Genomic DNA, 17,898 nt, shown 5'->3' with positions numbered 1-17,898 from the left:
CGGCGCACAGAAGCCGCACAGGCGGCGGAGGTTGTCGAATCCGGACACCCGTCAGGCGCGGGCGAGGGCAGCCGCGCGGCGGCGGTGGCGGGCCACGCGTTCGCGGTTGCCGCAGATCTCGCTGGAGCACCAGCGCCGCCTGCGTCCCCGGGAGGTGTCGACGTAGACGATGGGGCAGTTGTCGCCCTCGCACTGCCTGAGGCTCGCGCGGGCGGCGGGGTCGGTGAGCAGGTCCACCGCGTCCCGCGCGAGGGCCGCGAGCAGCGCGGCCCGGCCGGGCGGTGCGTCCAGGCGGCGCACCAGCGCGCCGTCCTCGCCGGGCACCGCGCGGGGCGCCGGGGGCGCCGCGCGGGCGAGTTCGTTCACCCGGGCGAGCGCGAGATCGTACGAGGGGACACCGGGCGCGGGGCGGCCGCGCACCAACGGGGCGAGGTGTGTGCGCAGTTCGCGGAAGGCAGGCAGCCAGGAGGGGTCCGCGTGGGCCAGCGTGGTGTCCTCCGGCACGAGTCCGGAACCGGTGATCCAGGCGCGCAGCACCGGTACGGAGTCGAGCCGTTCCTCGGGATGGGTGGTCGCGAGCAGATCCAGGCAGACCCGCCCGGTGTCGAACCTCAGCTCGTAGGACGCCGTGACCGTACCCAGTGTCATGTTCCTGCCACCGCCTAGGTGGCCCCGCGCGCGGGGCCGGTGAGCGATCCGGGAAACCGTTCACCTCCCACAGTGCCCGCCCGCCCCCGCCCCCGGAACCCCCCGTGCTCAGCCGTCCCCGCGACCGGGCTCCGACGTCGGTTCCAGGGCGAGGCGGTAGCCGCGTTTGACGACCGTCTGGATCACTTTCGGGGCGCCGAGGGCGGAACGCAGACGGGCCATCGCGGACTCCACCGCGTGCTCGTCGCGGCCCGCGCCCGGCAGGGCGCGCAGCAGCTCCGCGCGGGAGACGACCCAGCCGGGCTGCCGGGACAGCGCCCGCAGCAGGGACATCCCGGCCGGTGGTACGGGTTTGAGCGCGCCGTCCACCAGGACCGCGTGCCCCCGGATCTCGATCCGGTGCCCGGCGACGGGCAACGCGCGCGCCCGCGCGGGCAGTTCCCGGCACAGCAGCTGGACCAGCGGGCCGAGCCGGAAGCGTTCGGGCTGGACCGTGCCGATGCCGCGGGCCTGCAACGGCAGCGCGGTGACCGGGCCGACGCACGCGGGCAGCACCCCGTGGCCGAGGGCGGCGAGCAGGTCGTCGAGCAGTCCGCGCTCCTCCGCGCGGGACAGCAGGGACGCGGCGGCGGGCGCGCTGGTGAAGGTGACCGCGTCCAGGGTGCGGGCGACGGTCGCGTCGATGAGGCGGTCGACGGGGCCGAGGTCCTCCGGCGGCAGCCACCGGTAGACCGGCACCCCGACCACCTCCGCTCCCCCCTCCCGCAGCGCCTCCACGAACCCCGGCAGCGGCTCACCGTGCAGCTGTACGGCGATCCGCTGCCCGTCGACGCCCTCCTCGAGGAGCCGGTCGAGCACCTCCGCCAGGGACTCCGAGGCCGGCGACCACTCCTCGGTCAGTCCGGCGGCCCTGATCGCGCCCTTCACCTTCGGCCCGCGCGCCAGGATCCGCACCCCGCGCAGCCGCGCCAGCAGGTCCTCGCCCAGCCCCCAGCCGTCGGCGGCCTCCACCCAGCCCCGGAAGCCGATGGCGGTGGTGGCGACCGCGATGTCCGGGGCCCGCCCGATGAGGTCCTTGGTGGCGGCCAGCAGTTCGCTGTCGTCGGCGAGCGGCACGATCCGCAGGGCGGGGGCGTGCAGCACGGCGGCTCCGCGCCGCTCCAGCAGCGCGCCGAGCTCGTCGGCCCGGCGCGCCGCGGTCACCCCCACGGTGAACCCCGCGAGTGGCCCGTGCTGCTCCGGTGACTGCTCTTGTTCGTCGTCCATGGCTCTCGTCCCGCGCTCGAGTCGGCGTACCGCGCGGAGATGCGGCTCGCCCTCCACACCGGCCGAGCCTGTCAACGATCCATGACGGGCTCGGTTCGGCTTCGTGTCACCAGTGTTACGTCACACCCTGGCGTAGCTGAGCTGCGGCTTCTCCTCCGGGGCGGCATGCGGGTCCGTCGGCCGGGCCGCCGCGCGGCGCAGGTATACGGCCCACGTGACCGCGAAACAGACCGCGTAGCAGGCGAGGAACGCCACGAACGCTCCGGTGCCGGAGCCGTAGGAGAGGAAGGACTGGCGGAACGCCAGGTTGATCCCGACCCCGCCGAGCGCGCCCACCGCGCCGATGAGCCCCATGGCCGCCCCGGACAGCCGCCGCCCGTACGCGGCCGCCTCCTCGCCCCCGAGCCCCCGGGCCAGCGCCTTCGCCTGGAAGATGCCGGGGATCATCTTGTACGTCGATCCGTTGCCGAGACCGGTCAGCACGAACAGGACCACGAAGGCGGCGGTGAACAGCGCGAGCGACTTCTGCATGGACGCGGTGATCAGCACGGCCGTCGCCGCGCCCATGGCGACGAAGTTCCCCAGCGTGATCCGGGCACCGCCGTACCGGTCGGCGAGCCATCCGCCCACCGGCCGGATCAGGGAGCCGAGCAGCGGGCCGATGAAGGTGACGTAGGCGGCCTGGAGCGGCGTACGGCCGAACTGGCTCTGGAGCACCTGCCCGAAGGCGAAGCTGTAGCCGATGAACGACCCGAAGGTGCCGATGTAGAGGAAGGACATGATCCACGTGTGCGGGTCCCGCGCGGCGTCCTTCGCGGCACCGGTGTCGTTGCGCACCGAGGCGAGGTTGTCCATGTACCGCGCGGCGAGCACGGCGGCGACGACGATCAGCGGGATGTAGAGGCCGAGCAGCACGCGCGGTCCCCCGCTCGCACCGATGATCGCCAGCGCGACGAGCTGGATCACCGGGACGCCGATGTTGCCGCCGCCGGCGTTCAGTCCGAGCGCCCAGCCCTTCTTCCGGAGCGGGAAGAAGGCGTTGATGTTGGTCATGGAGGAGGCGAAGTTGCCGCCGCCGATGCCGGCCAGCAGGCCGACGAGCAGGAACGTGCTGAAGGACGTGCCCGGCTCCATCACGGCGAACGCGGCGACGGTGGGCACGAGCAGCAGCGCGGCGCTGATCACCGTCCAGTTCCGCCCGCCGAAGACCGCGACGGCGAAGGTGTACGGGATCCGGACGACGGCGCCGACCAGGGTGACCATCGAGGTGAGCAGGAACTTGTCGGCCGGGGTGAGCCCGTACTCCGGGCCCATGAAGAGCACCAGCACGGACCACATCGTCCAGACGGAGAAGCCGATGTGCTCGGAGAGCACGGAGAAGAGGAGATTGCGGCGGGCGATCCGCTCTCCGGTGCGGTTCCAGAAGGTCTCGTCCTCCGGGTCCCACTGCTCGATCCAGCGGCCGCTGGGGGCTGTCATGGGGCCTCCACTGTTCTCCGGGGCGCGGACGGGTGCCGCGAGGGGATGGTCCCGAAGGTAGGGAGGCGGGGTTTCGGCGCTGTGGCACGCGGTGACCGGCAGGGAACGTTGCTCTCACCCGTGCCGGGGGCCGGGTGAGAGGTGCGGCACGGCGCGGTGGCTTCAGCGCTGCGGGGGCTGCCCGTAGGGGTTCTGCTGGGCGGGGGGCCCGTACGGAGGGTGGGGCTGGGGCTGGGCGTAGGGGCCGGGGGCGTGGGGGGTCTGGGGCTGTGTGTAGGGGCCGGGGGCCTGGGGCTGTCCGTACGGCATCGGGGGCTGAGCGGGCTGGTGACCGTAGCCGTACCCCGGCGCCGGTGCCGGCATCCCCGGCGCCGGTGCCGGCATCCCCGGTGCGGGCGCCGGCATCCCCGGTGCGGGCGCCGGGGGCCCGTACGGGCCGCCGCCGAAGGGATTGCCCTGCCCGCCCGGCAACTGCCCGCCCGGGGGCAGGTAGCGGACCCGGCCCGTCTCGTCCGTCACCGGGGCGAATCCGGCCGCCTGGAGCCGGGCCGCGAACTTGGCGTTGCGCTTGCGGTTGACGGCGAGGCCGACACCGAACACGGCCATGAGGACCAGCCAGATCACGCCCGCGACGGCGAAGTCCGTGGACTCGCCCCCGAACCGGAAGGCGAGGATCGCGCAGCCGATGGTGACGCCGATCGCCCCGTACCCCATCCGCTTCTCGGCGCTCTTGCCGGTGAGGTCGAAGTTGATGCGGGCCTTGAGGAGTTCGAAGGCGTCCGGCACCAGGGGCGGCACCGACACCCCGTCGCCGGCGTTCGGGTACTGCGCCCAGTTCTGCGCGGCGCGGGCGCGGGCCTGGGGGCTGTGATCCGGCACGATCACCATCCTCAGTTGGCTGTTGTTCCCGCCGCCCTGCCGTACGTCCGCGTACTCGTACCCGAACTGCTGGGCGATGAAGGCGAGTCGGGCGAGCTTCTTCACGGACGCCATCGCGCTGGTGAGCTCGACCGGCTCCCCGCTCGCCATCAACCGCAGCATCTTCCGCGTCTGCCGCTTGCTCATCCGCACCCGCTCCCCCGTGCCGACCGGTCGCCCCGGTTCACCCTCGCAACCGGGGCAGTCTCGCACGGGCGTACGCCCCGGCGGTACCGGCCGGCGGCCGGTGGACGTCACGCCACCGGGCTGCCGCCCACAGCCTGCGGCTGCTGGGCGGAGGCGCCCGGCGGGGCGGAGACGCCTCCCTTGCGCCGCAGCTTCTGCCAGCGCAGCCGGCCACCGGTGAGCGCCGTGATCCACGACTGGAGCAGCACCACGTACATCAGCTGCCGGTAGAGGATCTGCTGCAACGGCAGCGACAGGAGCGGGGTGAGTCTCTCCTTGTCGAGGAAGAAGGAGTAGGCCGCGCAGGCCGCCTGGAGGGCGAGGACGGCGAACCAGGCCAGGATCGTCTCGCCGGTCGGTCCGAAGATCAGGCCGTAGACGAGGAACACGTCGATGAGCGGCGCCAGCAGCGGGGCGAGGACCATGAACAGCGAGACCAGCGGCAGTCCGACCCGGCCGAAGCGGCCCGAGGGGCCCCGCTCGATCACCGCGCGGCGGTGCTTCCAGATCGCCTGCATGGTGCCGTACGACCAGCGGTAGCGCTGGGACCACAGCTGCTGCACCGACTCGGGGGCCTCGGTCCACGCGCGGGCGTTCTCCGCGTAGACGACCTTCCAGCCGTCGCGGTGGATGGCCATGGTGATGTCGGTGTCCTCGGCCAGCGTGTCGTCGCTCATGCCGCCGACCCGCTCGAGCGCGGAGCGGCGGAACGCGCCGACCGCCCCGGGGATGGTGGGCATGCACTGCAGGACGTCGTACATCCGGCGGTCGAGGTTGAAGCCCATCACGTACTCGATGTGCTGCCAGGAGCCGATCAGCTTGTCCTTGTTGCCGACCTTGGCGTTGCCCGCGACCGCGCCGACGCGCGGGTCGCCGAAGGGCTGCACCAGTTCGCGGACGGTGGTCGGCTCGAAGACGGTGTCGCCGTCCATCATCACGATGAGGTCGTGACGTGCGTTGGCCACACCCCGGTTGAGGGCCGCGGGCTTGCCGGCGTTGAGCTGGCGGACCACCCGGACGCCCGGCAGGCCGAGCGACTCCACGATCCGCGCGGTGCCGTCGCTGGAGCCGTCGTCGACGACGATGACCTCGACGGGGTGGTCGCTCGCCACGAGGGAACGCACCGTGTTCTCGATGCACTTCGCCTCGTTGTACGCCGGCACCAGCACCGTCACCGGTTCGGTGACCGCCGGCCCCCAGCTGAAGTCCTTGCGGCGCACCTTGCGGGCGTGGACGGCGGACAGCACGAGCATCAGCACGAAGCGGGCGATGACCAGGAAGCCGATGATCGCCAGGCCGACGACGAGGACGGCGGTGAGGTTGTCGGAGACCTGGACGAGGAACACCCAGGCCTTGCCCTTCCACAGCTCCGTGCCGGTCACTTGCGAGTGCGCGCTCGGCGCGTCGAGGGTCTCGGTGAGGTTCTCGAACGCGTAGCCCTTGTCCTTCAGGTCGGGCAGCATCCGGTCCAGCGCCTGGACGGTCTGCCCGCGGTCGCCGCCGGAGTCGTGCATCAGGACGACTCCGCCCTTGCCGTCCTCGGGCGTGGAGCGGCGGATGATCTCCTCGACGCCGGGCTTGCGCCAGTCCTCGCTGTCCTGGGTGTTGACGACGGTGATGTAGCCGCGGTCGCCGATGTACTGGGTGACCGGCCAGGTGCTGTTGTCCATGGCGCCGGCCTGGGAGGAGTACGGCGGCCGGAACAGGGAGGTGCGGATGCCCGCGGCGCCCGTGATGGCGAGCTGGGTCTGGGACAGCTCCCAGTCGATGCGGTCCTTCGACTGCAGGGAGAGGTCGGGGTGGTTGAAGGTGTGCAGGCCGACCTCGTGGCCCTCGTCGACGATGCGGCGGACCAGGTCCGGGTAGCGGGAGGCCATCGTGCCGGTGACGAAGAAGACGGCGTGCGCGTCGTGCTTCTTCAGTACGTCGAGGACCTTGGGGGTCCAGGTCGGGTCCGGGCCGTCGTCGAAGGTGAGGACGACATGCCCGTCGGGCACGCGCAGGGTCTCGGCGCGACCGCCCCGGGTGTCTATGACGGGGCCGCCCTCCAGGACCTTCTCCGGCACCTGGTCGGCGGGGGCCGGGGACTGGACGCGGTGGTCGGCGAGGATCTCGCTGTGCACGTAGCCGCGCAGCATGAGCATCGCCATCAGGGCGACGAGGAAGAGCACCGGAAGCAGCAGCCGCAGGGGCAGGCGGCGACGGCGGGTTCGGGATGCCATCAGAGGACGTACTCCGGGGACGGTGCGGCGGACGTGGCGGAGGGTGCGGGCCCGGCGCCGGGGTTCTCGGCGGCGACGGCCGGCTGCGCGGCGGGGGCGGCGGCGTTGTCGGTGCCGGTGCCGCCGTCGCCCGTGGGGGCGCTGGTCGCCGGAGCGGGGTCGTCGGCCGGCGGGGGCGGCGGGGCGGCCGGCGGGGTGCCCGGCGTTTCCGCGGAGGCTTCCGGCGTGGGGGTGCCGCCGACGGGGGTGCGCGGCTGCTGGGTCCCGCGGGTCGGGGTCGGTTCCGGGTCGCCGGCCGCGCCGGGTTCGTCCCGGCTGACGGTCGCACCGGGCGCGGGGACGGTGGCGCCGGGCTCGGGGAGGGCGGGGGCGCCGGCGCTCGGGGACCCTCCGGGCAGGAGGCTCGTGCCGGAGCCGGGGGTCGCGTCGGTCTCGCCGGGCTGCGGGGACGTCTCGACCTTCCCCGCGGGCTGCTCCTTCGGCTGCTGTCCGGGTACGGGCAGCCAGGGGGCGTCGGAGTTGCCGGACAGCAGGGTGGCGACGATGACGGCGGCGTAGCCGGCGCAGGCGAGGCCGACGGCCATGCCGATACGGCGGTATCTGCGGCTGCGGCGGCCGGACTCGTCGACGAACACGGGCCCGTCGGCGCTGTCCTGGCCCCCGTTCGGCCGGGCGGGGGCCCGGCGCAGCACGCCGCCCTCGCCGATCTGTACGGCGTCGAGCTGGACGGTCACCTCGTGCGGATCGTGCGTGACCGCGACGGGCTCACCGGCGGGCTCGTCCTGCCACGGGTCCCGGACGGAGACACCCGCGGCGATCTCGGGGGCGGCGGCGGGAACGCGCAGCACGGTGGTGCGATCGGCGTCCTTGTCACGCGCGGCCGGGGACCGGCCCGCTCCGCCGTCGCGCGAGCCGGTCGCCCGCTCACCGCGCGGGGCATCGGCGGGCTCCTTACGGAACACGGCGGTCCGTCCACCCTCACCCGTACCGTCCCCGGCCCGGTCCGCACCGCCCGGAACAACCGAACGCTCCTCGCGCCGAGCAACGGACACACCGCTGTTCGCGCGGGCACCACCCGGCCCCACCACCCCGCCCGCACTCCGCGCACCGGCTTCCGGCTCACCACCAGGGGCGACCGAACGCTCGCCGCGCCGCGCAACGGACACACCAGCGTTCGCGCCGGCATCACCCGGCCCCACCGCCCCGCCCGCACTCCGCGCACCGGCTTCCGGCTCACCGCCGGGGGCAGCCGGGCGCTCGTCGCGCCGAGCAACGGACACACCGGCGTTCGCGCGGGCACCACCCGGCTTCGCCGGCCGTCCCTCGCCCCGCGCCCCGGGCTTCGACTCACCGCGCGGAGCGACCGCGCGGTGCTTGCGCGATGCGACGGACGGGCGCGCCCCCGCGCGGGCGTCGTCCGGCTCCTCATTCCGCGCCTCGGGCTCCGGCCCGGGCTCGTCGCGCGGGGTCTTCGCCGCGTCCGCGCGGAGGTGGACGGTGTGGTCCCCGGTGCGCGGGTCGCGCGGTGCAGGACCGTCGGCCGGTTCGGCGGGGCCGGTGTCCCCCGCGTCCCGTGTACGCTCCCCGCGCGGGGCGTCGCCCCGCAGGGTCAGCGTGTGGTCCGCGTCTCGGCCGGGGCCGCGCAGAGGCTTGCCGGTCACGGTGGGGAAGACTCCGATGCGGGCCCAGCGGTCCTCGATCGAGTCGGTCTCCGTGGAGTCCCCGTCTGCTTCTTCACTGTCCGGGAGCCCGGCCGCCGTTGCGTCCTCGAACTCTCCGGGTTGGGCGTCTTTCCGCCACTTCTCCACGCGCACGCACTTCCCCCCAGGAACAGAACAGGGTGCGCGTACGACCTGAGCACTCGTCGCCGGACCGGGCCCCCACCCGCCCCGAGCGCCCCGTTTATCACACTGTGCTCGGACATTGAATGTAGCGCACGCGGAGGTTCCGTGTTTGCCGTGTAGCCGTTCGTATCAAATGCGGGACATCATGAAGACGCCATCACGACAGAGTCGTCGGCCGGAATCCATCCCTCCTCCGGCGCCCGCAACCAGCCCTGTTCCGCACCGACGACCGCCGCGGCCCGCCGAAGTGCCCGCAGTCCGGGGTGGGTCAGCCCTTTCCGCCAGACCAGGGACACGGGCGACAGCGGAACCGGGTCCACGAGAGGCCGCAGCACGGTCGCCGTCAACGGCGGGAAGTCCACGACGGCGAGGATCGGGTGACGGCTCCTGGCCATGACGCGCTCGAACTCCTCCTCCCCGACGGCCAGCGGAGCGGGCGGCGCGAGCGCGATGCCCCGCCCCTGGAACAGCCGGCGGGCCAGGTCGGTCCACTCCGTCGTCCGGGGGTTCCCGGCCCCGGCGTACACCGTCTCGCCGGCCAGCGCGGCCAGCGGCACCTCGGGCAGCGGGGCCAGCGGGTGGTCCTCGGGCAGCACGACCGCCATCGGCTCGTACCGCACCGGCTGCTGGTCGAGTCCGGACCGCAGCGCGGGGGCGAGACCCGCGAACCGTCCGAATGACGCGTCGAGCCGCCCCGCGAGCAGTTCCCCGGCCGCCCAGGCCAGCCCGCTCTCGTAGCGGGCCATCAGCTCGTGGCCGGGGGCGAGTTCACGGGCCCGGTGCAGCACCTGCCGCGGGGTGCGGAGTCCCGGGGAGTTGAGGTCGACCAGCAGGGGACGCGCCTGTCCGGCGGCGGCGAGCAGGTCGTCCTGCGCCTGGAGCACCGCGCGGGCGTACGGCAGCAGCCGTTCGCCGTCGGCGGTGAGCGTCACCCGGCGCGTGGTCCGGACGAAGAGTTCGCTGCCCAGTTCCCGTTCCAGCCGCCGTACGTCCCGGCTGAGCGCCTGCTGGGCGACGTAGAGGCGCGCGGCGGCACGCGTGAAGTGCAGTTCGTCGGCGACGGTCACGAAGGCGCGGAGCAGGCGCGGGTCGAGGTGAGCGGGTGCGGACATCCCGCGAACTTACAACACAGCCGCGTGAATCGGCACCGGGAAGGTGTTGGACCGGCCGTGCGGGCAGGGGCGACGGTGGTGTCATGCCTCCTCAGCCGACCTCCCGGGACACTCCCCTGCTCACGGTCACCGCCGACACCCTCGTCGCCGTCGACTTCGGCCCGCGCGCCCGGAGCGAGCCCCGCGCGAAGGGCCCGTACCGCCGTCTCCTCGCGCTGCCCGGCGCCCGCGCCTTCACGGCGGGCAATCTGATCGCCCGGCTGCCGATGGGCATGTTCGGGGTGAGCGCGGTGGTGATGATCGCCGGGACGCGGGATTCGTACGCCCTCGCCGGCGCCGTCACCGCGACCGGTCTGGCGTCGACGGCGGTGGTCGCGCCGTGGACCGCGCGTCTGGTCGACCGGTACGGGCAGGCACGTGTCGCCCTGCCCGCCACGGTGTTCGCCGTACTCGGCTCCCTCGCGCTGGTGCTCTGCGTGCGTCACGGCGCCCCGGACTGGGCCCTGTTCGTCTCGTACGCCGCCACGGCCACCACTCCCAACACCGGCGGCATGTCCCGGGCCCGCTGGGCGCATCTGCTGAAGGGGGACCCCGAGGCGCTGCACACCGCCAACTCCTTCGAACAGGCCGCGGACGAACTGTGCTTCATGCTCGGCCCGGTCCTCGCGGCCTTCCTGTGCACGGCGTTCTTCCCGGAGGCCGGCACGCTCGTGGGCACCGTGCTGCTGCTGACGGGCGTCGCCCTGTTCACCGCCCAGCGGTCGACCGAGCCGCCGGCCGTCCGGCGTTCCACCGCGCGGGCGCCGTTCCGGGCGCCCGGCATGCGTCCGCTGCTGGCGGTGTGCCTGGCGACGGGTGCGGTGTTCGGCTCGATGGAGGTCGTGACCATCGCGTTCGCGGACGCGCAGGGGCACCGCGCGGCATCCGGTGTGGTGCTCGCGCTCCAGGCGGCCGGTTCCTGTGCCGCGGGACTGCTGTACGGGGCGGTACGCCCGGCCGGGTCCGCGCGCTCCCTGTTGCCGTGGTGTCTGACCGCGATGGCCGTGCTGATGACCCTGCCGCTGCTCGCGGCCGGTCTCACCGGCTCGCTGCCGGTGCTGGCGGGGGCGCTCCTGGTCGCCGGGATGGCGACCGCGCCGACGATGGTGACCACCATGACCCTGGTGCAGCGGTACACCCCCGAGGGGCGGCTGAACGAGGGCATGACGCTCGCGGTCACCGGTCTGCTCGGCGGGATCGCCTGCGGCAGCGCGGCCGGCGGCTGGACGGTGGAGCACGTCTCGGCGACGGCCGGGTACGGCGTCCCGGTGGTGGCGGCAACGACCGCCCTCCTCGTCGCCCTGTGCGTCCTCGTCCCGTTCGGGCCGTCGAGCCGCGACTCCCGATGGTGAAGATCACGGATGTGGCCCCGGCGCGCCGGGGCCACGACGGAGAGGCGTGAACCACCCCTCCGTATGGGGCGGGGCCCCACAACGGCCGGCCCCGACCATGTGGTCGCATGACAAAGGCCCCGTCGCTCGCAGCGACGGGGCCTGTGCCCACATGGGATGAGTGGAGATGGCGGGAATCGAACCCGCGTCCAACGGTGCGGAACCAGGGCTTCTCCGTGTGCAGTCGGCTGTGCTTTTCTCGGCCCCGGAGATCACGCCGACAAGTCTCCGACGGGCCCAGTCACTGTTTGGTTTCCCTCTTCACCCCGTGACCGGGATCAAGGTTTAGTCCCCTAGCTGATGCCAGGATCCGGGTCGGGAACATCCCCGGGCTGACACTCCCTTAAGTAGGGGAGCCGCTGCTCGCTACCTGAAAATCAGGCAGCGAGGGCGAGCTCGCCCTGGGAGACAGATCGCTTGGAATTGGCGATTATTTTTTTCGGCCTGTGGTTTACGAGATCATGGCCGCTTCCTCGACACGCTTCCCCTGCTTCGACAGCCGCTGTCGAAACCGATCATCCCCATGTTTTCTTCTCAAGGTGCGCACCCGCTGTGAGGTGCTGGTGCCATCGTACGTGAACAACGCCCGACGATGCCACCGCATTCCCGGCGGTCACCCCGCCGCTTTCCGGCGGTCTTCCCACCGTCACCGGGTCCAACGCGGGCCCGGTCCGGGTTGTTCCCGCTCAGGCGCGCTGCTTCCTGCGCACCGCCGAGATCGCCCGCTCGGTCTCGCGCCGGTCCTGCTTCTCCCGGAGCGTCTGCCGCTTGTCGTACTCCTTCTTGCCCTTGGCCAGCGCGATCTCCACCTTCGCCCGGCCGTCCTTGAAGTACAGGGCGAGCGGCACGATCGTGTGCCCCGTCTCCTGGGACTTGGACTCCAGCTTGTCGATCTCCTCGCGGTGCAGCAGCAGCTTGCGCTTGCGCCGCGCGCTGTGGTTGGTCCAGGTGCCCTGGCTGTACTCCGGTACGTGCACGTTGTGCAGCCACGCCTCGTTGCCGTCCAGCTGGACGAAGCCGTCCACCAGCGACGCCCGCCCCTGACGCAGGGACTTCACCTCGGTGCCGGTGAGGACCAGGCCGGCCTCGTAGGTGTCGATGATGAGGTAGTCGTGCCGCGCCTTCTTGTTCTGCGCGATCAGCTTGCGCCCTTTTTCCTTAGCCATAGTGCCGCCCATTTTCGCACTACGGAGGGGGTCGGCGGGAAGCCGATTTACCGGCGGTCCCGAACGGTCACTCCTGGCTGCCGAGTCCGCCGAGGACCGTCTCGGCCCGCTGGAGCGCCTCGTCGTCGGCCTCCAGGTCGGGGGTAAGGCCCTGGCCGTCGACGCCCCGGCCGGAGGGGGTGCGGTAGTGGCCGACGGTCAGCTCGGCGACGGAGCCGTCGGGCAGCTCGGTCGGCATCTGGACCGAGCCCTTGCCGAAGGTGCGGGAGCCCACGACGACCGCCCGTCCGCGGTCCTGGAGGGCTCCGGTGAGGAGCTCGGCCGCGCTCATCGTCCCGCCGTCGACGAGCGCGACCAGGGGTCTGGAGGTGTCGCCGCCGGGCTCGGCGTGCAGGGCGCGCTGCTCCCCGTCGACGTCGTAGGTGGCGACGAGGCCGCCGTCGAGGAAGGCGGAGGCCGCGGTGACCGCCTCGGCGACCAGCCCGCCGGAGTTGCCCCGCAGGTCGAGGACGATCCCGGCACCGGCCGGGGCCTGCCGTACGGCGGTGCGGACCTCCTCGCCGGAGCCCCGGGTGAAGGCGCCGACCTCGAGGAGGGTGGCGCCGGTGGCGAGGGTGCGGACGGTGACGGTGTCGCGGGAGAGCCGGGCCCGTCGCACGGTCTCGCTCCACTCGCGCGTGCCGCGTTCCAGACCGAGGCGGACGGTGGTGCCGGCGCTGTCGCCCGCGGTGTCACCGCGCAGTAAGGAGACGACCTCGGTGACGGGCCGGCCGTCGACCCGTTCGCCGTCGACGCTGCGCAGCCGGTCCCCCGCGCGGATGCCCGCTTCGGCAGCGGGCGTGTCGCTGCCCACCTTCGTCACCTCGATCCGGCCGTCCCGCTCGCGGGCCCACAGGCCGACGCCGGTGTAGCGGCCGTCCAGGGACCGCTCGAACTCCTCGTACTCGCCCGGGGAGTAGACGGCCGCCCAGCGGTCCCCGCTGCGGCTGACGGCCCGCTGGGCGGCCTCCATGGGCGACGCGCCGTGGGCGGCGGCCTCCTCGGCCGCGCGGGCGACCTCCGAGTGGCGGCTCACGGGAGCGGTCTGCGGGGCCCCGTCCGCCACGTCCTCGCGGCCGGCGCCGGGAAGGCTGCCGGTGGCCGCACCGGCGGCCAGCACGCTCGCGAACACCAAGGTCAGGGCGGCCCCGCGGCCGATGCGGCGGGGCTGACAGAACAGGGCACGACCTGACATGCCGGTGAGTCTAGGACAACGCGAAGGGGCGCACGGCCGGTTGGCCGCACGCCCCTCTTGGCAAGAGTCACACCTTCAGATACTTGCGCAGCGCGAAGAACGCGGCCAGCGCCGGCATCAGCAGACTGGTCGCGAGGATGAGCGGAAGCTTCGTCAGCACGGCGTCCCAGCCGATGAAGTTGATCAGGTTCAGCTTCTCGGACAGGGCCAGCCCGTTGTCGATGATGAAGTACCGCCCGAGCAGCAGGAACCCGCAGGCGAGCGTGCCGCCGATGAGTCCGGCGACCGCGGCCTCCATGATGAACGGCGCCTGGATGTAGAAGCCGGACGCGCCGACCAGCCGCATGATGCCGGTCTCGCGGCGGCGGCTGAACGCGGAGACGCGCACCGTGTTCACGATCAGCATCAGGGCCACCACGAGCATCAGCGCCATCACCATGCGGGCGGCCCAGTTCATGCCGTTCAGCAGCTCGAAGAGGTTGTCGAGGATGCCCTTCTGGTCCTGCACCGACTGCACGCCGTCGCGCCCGTCGAAGGCGGTCGCGATGACCTGGTACTTCTCCGGGTCCTTCAGCTTGATGCGGTACGACTCCTGCATCTGGTCCGGCGTGAGGGAACTGGCCAGCGGCGAGTCGCCGAACTGCTCCTTGTAGTGCTTGTACGCCTCGTCCTGCGACTCGTACGTCACCGTGTCGACGACCGACATCTTCTCCAGGTCGGCCTTGATCAGGCCTTTCTGGTCGTCGGTCACCGCGCCCTTGGCGCAGTTGGGGTCGGACTCGGCGTCACTCTTGTTGCACAGGAAGATGGAGACGTTGACCTTGTCGTACCAGTAGCCCTTCATGCTGTTGACCTGGTCGCTCATCAGGAGCGACCCGCCGAACAGGGCGAGCGACAGGGCGACGGAGACGACGACGGCGAAGGTCATCGTCAGGTTGCGGCGGAGACCTACGCCGATCTCCGACAGGACGAACTGGGCGCGCATGGCGTCTGATCAAGCCTTTCCGTGGAGCGTCAGTGCTGGTAGCCGTAGACGCCGCGTGCCTGGTCGCGGACGAGACGGCCCTTCTCCAGCTCGATGACGCGCTTGCGCATCTGGTCCACGATGTTCTGGTCGTGCGTCGCCATCACCACGGTGGTGCCCGTCCGGTTGATCCGGTCGAGCAGCTTCATGATGCCGACGGAGGTCTGCGGGTCGAGGTTGCCGGTGGGCTCGTCGCAGATGAGCAGCTTGGGCCGGTTGACGAAGGCCCGCGCGATGGCGACGCGCTGCTGCTCACCGCCGGAGAGCTCGCCCGGCATCCGCTCCTCCTTGCCGCCGAGCCCGACGAGGTCGAGCACCTGCGGCACGGACTTGCGGATCTCACCGCGCGACTTGCCGATGACCTCCTGCGCGAAGGCGACGTTCTCGGCGACCGTCTTGTTCGGCAGCAGGCGGAAGTCCTGGAACACGGTCCCCAGCTGGCGCCGGATCTGCGGCACCTTCCAGTTGGAGACGCGGGCGAGATCCTTGCCCAGGACGTGCACCTGCCCGTGGCTGGCCCGCTCCTCGCGGAGGATCAGCCGCAGGAAGGTGGACTTTCCGGAGCCGGAGGACCCCACGAGGAACACGAACTCGCCCTTCTCGACCTCCAGGGAGACATCCCTGAGGGCTGGACGGTTCTGTTTGGGGTAGGCCTTGGACACGTTGTCGAATCGGATCACGGATGCACCACGGGTAGCCGGGGGTAGATGAGCGTGACCCTACGCGAACCGGGGAGGCGAGCGCAGTCACCGGAGGGGTTGTGTAAGAGATGCACCCTTTGTTCCGGGTGCCGGAAACTCCCAGGGGCGCGGGGAACTGCGCGACCAGCCCCCACGCCGCCGCAGCCGCGAGAACCCCGAAACCACCCCTCCCGGAGCGACCCGGCGCAGCTTCCGCGGGAACCTGGCACAGTGGGTAGGGGGAACGTTCACGTGGACGTGGGCGTTGTGTGTCAGGAATCGGTGTGAGGAGGGCGAGCGCATGACGTACGACCGGCTGGTGTGCGCGAACTGCGCCGCGCCCGTGAGCGAGGGCCGGTGCCCGGTGTGCCGCGCGAACCGCGAGCGGCTGCAGCAGGAGAACTTCTTCGCGGGACTCAACCCGATGGCGCTGATCGCCCTGCTGGCGGTGCTGATCGCGGCGTTGGCGCTGCTCGCCCAGCACACGGTCTGACGCCCGGGACAGGGGCGTAGGGATGTACGAAGGGCCCGGAGCGCGCTCGCGCTCCGGGCCCTTCGCTACGTCATGCGTACGGTCCGTACGCGTGTCGCCACCGTCAGGCGGCGGCACCGCCGCGGCCGGTCATCAGGCGCGGGAGCACACGGAAGCCGACACCGCCGGCGATCATCGTGGCGGCGCCGATCACCAGGAAGGTGGTCTCCATGGCACCGGTCTCGGCGAGCTCCTTGCCGTTGCCCTGGGCGGAGGTGGCCGGGGCGGGGTCGCCGGTGTCGGTGAGGGCGGAGGAGCCCTTCTCCTGCGGCGAGGCGCCACCGGCGGGGTCGGCAGCGTTGCCGCCGTTGCCGCCACCATTGCCGTTACCCGGGGTGGTCGGCTTCTCGGTGGGCTCCTCTACGGGGTCCTCACCGCCGGGCTCTTCCGGGGTCTCGGGAGTCTCCGGCTGCTCCGGAGTCTCCGGGACCTCGGGGATCTCGGGGATCTCGGGGATCTCCGGCTCCGGGTCCGGCTCGGGGTCCGGGTCCGGGTCCGGGTCCGGGTCCGGGTCGGGGTCCGGGTTGCCCGGCTGGTCCGGGTTCTCGCATTCCGGGCCGGCTCCGATTCCGCAGCTCGGGTCGTTCGGGTCCGCCTGGGCGACGCCCGCCACCATCAGCGACGCACCCGCGGCGATCACGGCGCCGGCTGCGATGCGTGCGACGCGGATCCGCGTCTTCTTCGTCATGTGTGTGCTACCCCCAGTAGCTGATCGTCAATGAGGCGGCGCTCGGGGCCGTGATCAACGGGGGTACCTGTGATGAAACGCCCCCCGGTCCACATGCGCCCCAGAGATACGCATGCCACGCTTCACCCTTCCCACTTTCCAAAAGAACGTCAAGGCCGTTGCGCACGCGATGTCCTGCTAAGCGTGCTTTGGGAGAGAAGGAAGCCGTGACTGTGACGTAAACGTCGGCACCCCCGACACGGAAAGGCAACTGCCGCCCGGTGGGCGGCAGTTGCCTTGTCGACAAATCACTGTTCGCGTGGAGGCCTACTTCTCCCGCTGCTTGCGCCAGCGAATCCCGGCCTCCAGGAACGCGTCGATCTCACCGTTGAACACGGCCTCGGGGTTGCCGACTTCGTGCTCCGTGCGCAGGTCCTTGACCATCTGGTACGGGTGCAGCACGTACGAACGCATCTGGTTGCCCCAGGAGTTTCCGCCGTCGCCCTTGAGGGCGTCCATCTTGGCCTGCTCCTCCTGACGGCGCCGCTCCAGCAGCTTGGCCTGGAGGACGTTCATCGCGGTGGCCTTGTTCTGGATCTGCGACCGCTCGTTCTGGCAGGAGACGACGATGCCGGTGGGGATGTGGGTGAGGCGCACCGCGGAGTCGGTGGTGTTGACGCCCTGCCCGCCGGGGCCGGAGGAGCGGTAGACGTCCACGCGCAGCTCGGACTCGTCGATGTCGATGTGGTCGGTCTGCTCGACCACGGGGAGGATCTCGACGCCCGCGAAGGAGGTCTGGCGGCGGCCCTGGTTGTCGAACGGCGAGATGCGCACCAGGCGGTGCGTGCCCTGTTCGACGGAGAGGGTGCCGTAGGCGTACGGCGCCTGGACGGCGAAGGTGGTCGACTTGATGCCGGCCTCTTCCGCGTACGACGTCTCGTAGACCTCGGTCTTGTAGCCGTGCTGCTCGGCCCAGCGCAGGTACATGCGCTGGAGCTTCTCGGCGAAGTCGGCGGCGTCGACGCCGCCGGCCTCCGCGCGGATGTTGACGAGCGCCTCACGCGCGTCGTACTCACCGCTGAGCAGCGTCCGGACCTCCATCTCGTCCAGCGCCTTCTTGACGAGGGCGAGCTCGGCCTCGGCCTCCTCGCGGGTGTCCGGGTCGTCCTCCTCCTCGGCCATCTCGAAGAGCACGGCGAGATCGTCGATCCGGCCGCGCAGCGCCTCGGCCTTGCGCACCTCGGCCTGGAGGTGGGAGAGCCTGCTCGTGATCTTCTGCGCCTCTTCCGGGTTGTCCCAGAGGGACGGCGCGGCCGCCTGCTCCTCGAGCACGGCGATGTCTGCCCTCATCCTGTCGAGGTCCAGGACGGCCTCGATCGACTCCATGGTCGAGGAGAGGGACTTCAGCTCTTCGGATACATCGACGACTGCCACGCCCTCCAGCGTAACGGTTCCACGCGGTGGCCCTTGCCGGGCGGAGGGCGGGGAGC

At 71.9% G+C, this 17,898-nt stretch carries 15 protein-coding genes and 1 other RNA gene; 2 read left to right on the top strand and 14 right to left on the bottom strand.

Annotated elements, in window-relative coordinates; genetic code table 11:
* Positions 1 to 51 precede the first annotated feature (51 nt).
* The 7 genes from ACZ434_RS00170 to ACZ434_RS00140 form a co-directional block, all read right to left on the bottom strand.
* On the bottom strand, positions 52 to 648 hold the full coding sequence (locus ACZ434_RS00170; protein ID WP_468450136.1) for a CGNR zinc finger domain-containing protein: 597 nt from the start codon (positions 646 to 648) through the stop codon (positions 52 to 54).
* Between the two features lie 108 nt (positions 649 to 756).
* Entirely contained in the window at positions 757 to 1,914 is a 1,158-nt protein-coding gene (locus ACZ434_RS00165) for a uroporphyrinogen-III synthase (RefSeq protein ID WP_468450134.1), read from the bottom strand.
* A gap of 120 nt (positions 1,915 to 2,034) precedes the next feature.
* Entirely contained in the window at positions 2,035 to 3,393 is a 1,359-nt protein-coding gene (locus tag ACZ434_RS00160; protein WP_468450132.1) for a nitrate/nitrite transporter, read from the bottom strand.
* Between the two features lie 162 nt (positions 3,394 to 3,555).
* Positions 3,556 to 4,458 carry a hypothetical protein gene (locus tag ACZ434_RS00155; RefSeq protein WP_468450130.1) on the bottom strand — a complete coding sequence of 301 codons (903 nt, stop codon included), beginning with the start codon at positions 4,456 to 4,458 and terminating at the stop codon, positions 3,556 to 3,558.
* A gap of 107 nt (positions 4,459 to 4,565) precedes the next feature.
* Entirely contained in the window at positions 4,566 to 6,719 is a 2,154-nt protein-coding gene (locus ACZ434_RS00150) for a polysaccharide deacetylase family protein (protein ID WP_468450128.1), read from the bottom strand.
* Positions 6,719 to 7,681: a hypothetical protein gene (locus tag ACZ434_RS00145; RefSeq protein ID WP_468450126.1), complete on the bottom strand. Its 963-nt coding sequence runs from the start codon at positions 7,679 to 7,681 to the stop codon at positions 6,719 to 6,721. Before ACZ434_RS00145 ends, ACZ434_RS00150 begins: the two co-directional genes overlap by 1 nt.
* A 1,025-nt stretch (positions 7,682 to 8,706) precedes the next feature.
* Positions 8,707 to 9,675: a LysR family transcriptional regulator gene (locus tag ACZ434_RS00140; protein WP_468450124.1), complete on the bottom strand. Its 969-nt coding sequence runs from the start codon at positions 9,673 to 9,675 to the stop codon at positions 8,707 to 8,709.
* Between the two features lie 83 nt (positions 9,676 to 9,758).
* On the opposite strand from ACZ434_RS00140, the gene ACZ434_RS00135 reads away from it, so the two are divergent.
* Entirely contained in the window at positions 9,759 to 11,066 is a 1,308-nt protein-coding gene (locus tag ACZ434_RS00135) for an MFS transporter (protein ID WP_468450122.1), read from the top strand.
* A 158-nt stretch (positions 11,067 to 11,224) separates the two neighbouring features.
* Here the strand turns inward: ACZ434_RS00135 and ssrA are convergent.
* The 5 genes from ssrA to ftsE all read right to left on the bottom strand — a co-directional run bounded on the left by ssrA (position 11,225) and on the right by ftsE (position 15,209).
* Positions 11,225 to 11,628: a transfer-messenger RNA gene (ssrA, locus tag ACZ434_RS00130) on the bottom strand.
* Positions 11,629 to 11,791: 163 nt separating this feature from the next.
* Positions 11,792 to 12,271 (bottom strand): SsrA-binding protein SmpB, encoded by a 480-nt coding sequence (gene smpB, locus ACZ434_RS00125; protein ID WP_030834350.1) that lies wholly within the window; start codon positions 12,269 to 12,271, stop codon positions 11,792 to 11,794.
* 67 nt (positions 12,272 to 12,338) lie between these two features.
* Positions 12,339 to 13,505 (bottom strand): S41 family peptidase, encoded by a 1,167-nt coding sequence (locus ACZ434_RS00120; protein ID WP_468450120.1) that lies wholly within the window; start codon positions 13,503 to 13,505, stop codon positions 12,339 to 12,341.
* Positions 13,506 to 13,572: 67 nt separating this feature from the next.
* Positions 13,573 to 14,490, bottom strand: coding sequence for a permease-like cell division protein FtsX (ftsX, locus tag ACZ434_RS00115; protein WP_468450118.1), 918 nt, complete (start codon positions 14,488 to 14,490; stop codon positions 13,573 to 13,575).
* A 29-nt stretch (positions 14,491 to 14,519) separates the two neighbouring features.
* Positions 14,520 to 15,209 carry a cell division ATP-binding protein FtsE gene (gene ftsE / locus ACZ434_RS00110; RefSeq protein ID WP_030868506.1) on the bottom strand — a complete coding sequence of 230 codons (690 nt, stop codon included), beginning with the start codon at positions 15,207 to 15,209 and terminating at the stop codon, positions 14,520 to 14,522.
* Positions 15,210 to 15,510: 301 nt separating this feature from the next.
* On the opposite strand from ftsE, the gene ACZ434_RS00105 reads away from it, so the two are divergent.
* Positions 15,511 to 15,702, top strand: coding sequence for a hypothetical protein (locus tag ACZ434_RS00105; protein WP_468450115.1), 192 nt, complete (start codon positions 15,511 to 15,513; stop codon positions 15,700 to 15,702).
* 103 nt (positions 15,703 to 15,805) lie between these two features.
* On the opposite strand, the gene ACZ434_RS00100 is transcribed toward ACZ434_RS00105, so the two are convergent.
* Positions 15,806 to 16,429 carry a hypothetical protein gene (locus tag ACZ434_RS00100; protein ID WP_468450113.1) on the bottom strand — a complete coding sequence of 208 codons (624 nt, stop codon included), beginning with the start codon at positions 16,427 to 16,429 and terminating at the stop codon, positions 15,806 to 15,808.
* A gap of 306 nt (positions 16,430 to 16,735) precedes the next feature.
* Complete coding sequence (gene prfB, locus ACZ434_RS00095) at positions 16,736 to 17,842, bottom strand: peptide chain release factor 2 (protein ID WP_468450111.1); 1,107 nt, start codon at positions 17,840 to 17,842, stop codon at positions 16,736 to 16,738.
* Positions 17,843 to 17,898 lie beyond the last annotated feature (56 nt).

The organism is Streptomyces sp. NPDC030893 (assembly GCF_055571535.1).
Note: the sequence above shows the minus strand (reverse complement) of the source record. Positions and strands in the feature narration are given on the sequence as shown.